Annotated in this window: 1 rRNA gene; it reads left to right on the forward strand. The window is 50.2% G+C overall.

What is annotated here, in order from left to right:
• Positions 1-169: 169 nt before the first annotated feature.
• Positions 170-233 (forward strand): 5S ribosomal RNA (gene rrf / locus M3593_RS24420); the annotation flags it as partial.

Here is a 233-nt window from a genome sequence, read left to right on the forward strand (position 1 = left end):
TCGACAAGCGCTGGAGGGCCAGCAGTTGAAGTCGTTCTTTGACTTCGGCGGATGGACCGAAGCGACTCGAGAGGCTAGGAGCCGGATCTGGACAATGATCATTCGTTTCTCTTGAATTCTTCTTACAACATTATCTAGTTTTGAGGGCGCAAATCCTCAAACCAAATAGTCTGGTGGCGATGGCGAGAAGGTCACACCCGTTCCCATACCGAACACGGAAGTTAAGCTTCTCA

Source organism: Mesobacillus sp. MER 48 (genome assembly GCF_023714225.1).
GTDB classification, from domain to species: Bacteria; Bacillota; Bacilli; order Bacillales; family Cytobacillaceae; genus Mesobacillus; species Mesobacillus oceanisediminis_A.